Below are 2,799 nucleotides of genomic sequence, written 5' to 3' on the forward strand. Positions count from 1 at the left end.
CCCATCGAATAGCCCATGATGTCGGCCTGCGGGATGGCGAGATGGTCCATCAGCGCGAGCACGTCGCCGGCCATGGTCGGGATCGAGTACTGCGCGGGCTCGTAGAGCTTTGCGCTTTCGCCATGGCCGCGATTGTCGAGCGCGATGACACGGCGGCCGTTCTTGCGCAGCTCCGAGACCCAGGTCGGATAGACCCAGTTCACGTTCTTGCTGGAGGCAAAGCCGTGCACCAGGATGATCGGATCGCCCTCGCCTTCGTCGAGATAGGCAATTTCAACGGCGCCGTTGTGAAAGCTCGGCATCAGATATTCCGCGGTCTTGAGGGGAAGGGTTGATTTTAGGCCGTACCGGCCGCGCCTGCCAGAGCGGCTTCGGCGGCGACCTGCGCCCGGCGAAGCCGCCGCGCCCGTCTGCGATCGCACCAGGCTTGCGTCAGGCGCTCGGTGGTGGCCTTGATCGAGGACAACAGGCCGAACAGCGTCAGCGCCGCACCGAGCAGCCAGAGCGCAAGATCGAACGCGCCGGCGACGAGCAGCAGCGCGCCGCGGCCCAGGAGCTTCATGATCGCGCGGGTCTTGCTGCCCTGCGCTTCCGCAAGCCGCGCCGCGCGCGCGACGTCCTTGGGGCCTTCGGCGATGCGCAAGCTGTCCATGGCGCCGCGCGTGCCGGTCTTCTCGGCAACGCGCGTGACGTCCTTGCCGAGCCGGACCAGGGCACCGGCCTTCTCGGCCCGGAACGCGGCCTTGATCGCGCTCACGGTCTGGCCCGGCCGCAGCACCGAGCCGGACGCCACCGCGTTCTGGAGCATCGGCGTGTCGACGACCTCGCGCGCGGACCGGCCGGCCCAGGCCGCGAGGCCCTCGCCGAGCCGCCCGACTTTCCGCGCATCCTTCACCAGCGTCAGGCCGGCGCGCATGGGCGCGGCGCCGCCGACGGACACATAGGTTGCCGCCGTCACCACAAGGCCCGCGGCTGCAAGGCCCAGCACCAGGCGATCGGTGTCCTCGCCCATGGCGAGATGCTTGCCCTCGCGCACGACGTCCCTGACGTCGCCGATCACGAAGAGATCGCCGGCCACCGTTCCGGACAGGCTCGCAACATCGTCGGCGCTGCCGGTGACGAGCCCGGTGGCGAAGCGCTTGGCGAAATGCGAGGTGGAGTGTTCGGCCTTGACCGCATCGCTTACGCGGCTCAGGAGGTCGTCGGGCAGCGCGATGTTGCGGTCACGCGCCAGCGCAACAAAACTGTCGGCGAGATCGGCATCATCAGCGGCGAGCGCAGCCTCGATATTGTCCTGAACCAGACGGTCGTTGTGCCGCAGAACGGCGTCGAGCTTCAGCTCGGACAACGCGGCCGGATCGTCCTGGGCGGCGAAAATCGCGCCGGCCTCGCGGGCGTGCGGCGCGACCTGTGCGAGCATGAAGCTGCATGCGGCGATGCCGGTCAACGCTGTGCTGATTCGCAGCCACTTCATGCCAAGAGCCCGGACTTCCTAGATCGTTTGCCTAGCTAGATCGTTTGCCTAGATCGTTTGCGCCTGATGGTTGGTCTTTTGCCGCAATTGCACGTCCACAGACATAGTATGCCAAAATTGCGACACAACGTCCCCGACGAAAGAAGGGCTTCTCTCAGGCCGCAAGATTGTGTCGAATTTGCATGAGCAAATGAGCATGGGGCAATTGCGGAGCTTTCGGTTCCGCTGGACTAGCAATCATCTGCACCCGCCAGTATGGTCCGCGGCGCCTCAAAGATGCCGCGTCAGTTTTTGATTGTGTCTGCCGCCATTGCCACTCCAGGATGAACTACGATGTCCGACCATGTCGTCCCGCACTTCCATAACGATGCCGGTGTTCCCGTCATCGAGATCGGCTCGCAAGAGTTCATGTGCGTGGGCGCCAACCCTCCGTTCGATCATCCGCACGTCTTCCTCGACCTCGGCAACGACAACGAGATCATCTGCCCCTACTGCTCGACGCTGTACCGCTTCGCGACCGACCTGAAGGCCGGCGAAGCCCGACCGCCGGAATGTGTCCTGAAGGACAAGGTGGCCTGACCGCGTCCACCGGTCAGGGGTGGCGCTCTCCCGAACGATTGTCATCGCCGGTGCCGGAATCGGTGGCCTGACGGCCGCGCTTGCGCTGGCGTCGCGCGGCTTCCGCATCGTCGTGCTGGAAAAGGCCGAGCGCCTCGAGGAAGTCGGTGCGGGCCTGCAACTCTCCCCCAATGCGAGCCGCGTGCTGGTCGAGCTCGGCCTGACCGAACGGCTCAAGCTGCGCGCCGTCGTCCCGGAGGCGGTCTCGATCATGAGTGCGCGGGCCGGCGGCGAACTCCTGCGCATGCCACTGGGTGAAGCGGCATCCATGCGCGCCGGCGCCCCCTATTGGGTGGTGCACCGTGCCGACCTGCAATCCGCGCTGGCCGGCGCAGTCTCCGACCATCCCGACATCGACCTGAAGCTGGGTGCGACCTACGAAGACGTCGCGCCTCACGCCAAGGGCCTGACCGTCGTCCATCGCAGTGGCACGATCCGCCGCAGCGATCTCGCCAGCGCGCTGATCGGCGCCGACGGCATCTGGTCGACGGTACGCCAGCATCTGTTTCCCGAGATCCAGCCGCGCTTCTCCGGGCTGATCGCCTGGCGCGGTACACTCGATGCCACGCAGCTGCCGAAGGACTACACCGCGCGCCGGGTCCAGCTCTGGATGGGCCCGAACGCCCACCTCGTCGCCTATCCGATCGCGGGCGGACGCCAGATCAACGTGGTCGCGGTACTGCCCGGCACCTGGAACAGGCCGGGCT

4 protein-coding genes are annotated in these 2,799 nt (G+C 66.5%); 2 read left to right on the top strand and 2 right to left on the bottom strand.

Annotated features, from left to right (window positions below):
- Positions 1-302, bottom strand: a 302-nt coding sequence (locus AC1D00_RS34985) for an alpha/beta fold hydrolase (protein WP_477013821.1), incomplete at its 3' end; no start/stop codon positions are given.
- Between the two features lie 35 nt (positions 303-337).
- A complete protein-coding gene (locus AC1D00_RS34990) occupies positions 338-1,474 on the bottom strand; it encodes a hypothetical protein (protein WP_477013822.1) in 1,137 nt (378 codons plus the stop codon).
- 333 nt (positions 1,475-1,807) lie between these two features.
- On the opposite strand from AC1D00_RS34990, the gene AC1D00_RS34995 reads away from it, so the two are divergent.
- Together AC1D00_RS34995 and AC1D00_RS35000 are read left to right on the top strand one after the other, a co-directional pair.
- Positions 1,808-2,053, top strand: a complete 246-nt coding sequence (locus tag AC1D00_RS34995; protein WP_008140025.1) for a zinc-finger domain-containing protein — start codon at positions 1,808-1,810, stop codon at positions 2,051-2,053.
- A gap of 19 nt (positions 2,054-2,072) precedes the next feature.
- Positions 2,073-2,799, top strand: a 727-nt coding sequence (locus AC1D00_RS35000; protein ID WP_477013823.1) for an FAD-dependent monooxygenase, incomplete at its 3' end; no start/stop codon positions are given.

The sequence above is a fragment of the Bradyrhizobium sp. P2_E8 genome, assembly GCF_056403875.1.

Coding starts and splice junctions, on each gene's coding strand:
- AC1D00_RS34995 (WP_008140025.1), top strand. CDS start 1,808: ATGTCCGACCATGTCGTCCCGCACTTCCATAACGATGCCGGTGTTCCC.
- AC1D00_RS34990 (WP_477013822.1), bottom strand. CDS start 1,474: ATGAAGTGGCTGCGAATCAGCACAGCGTTGACCGGCATCGCCGCATGC.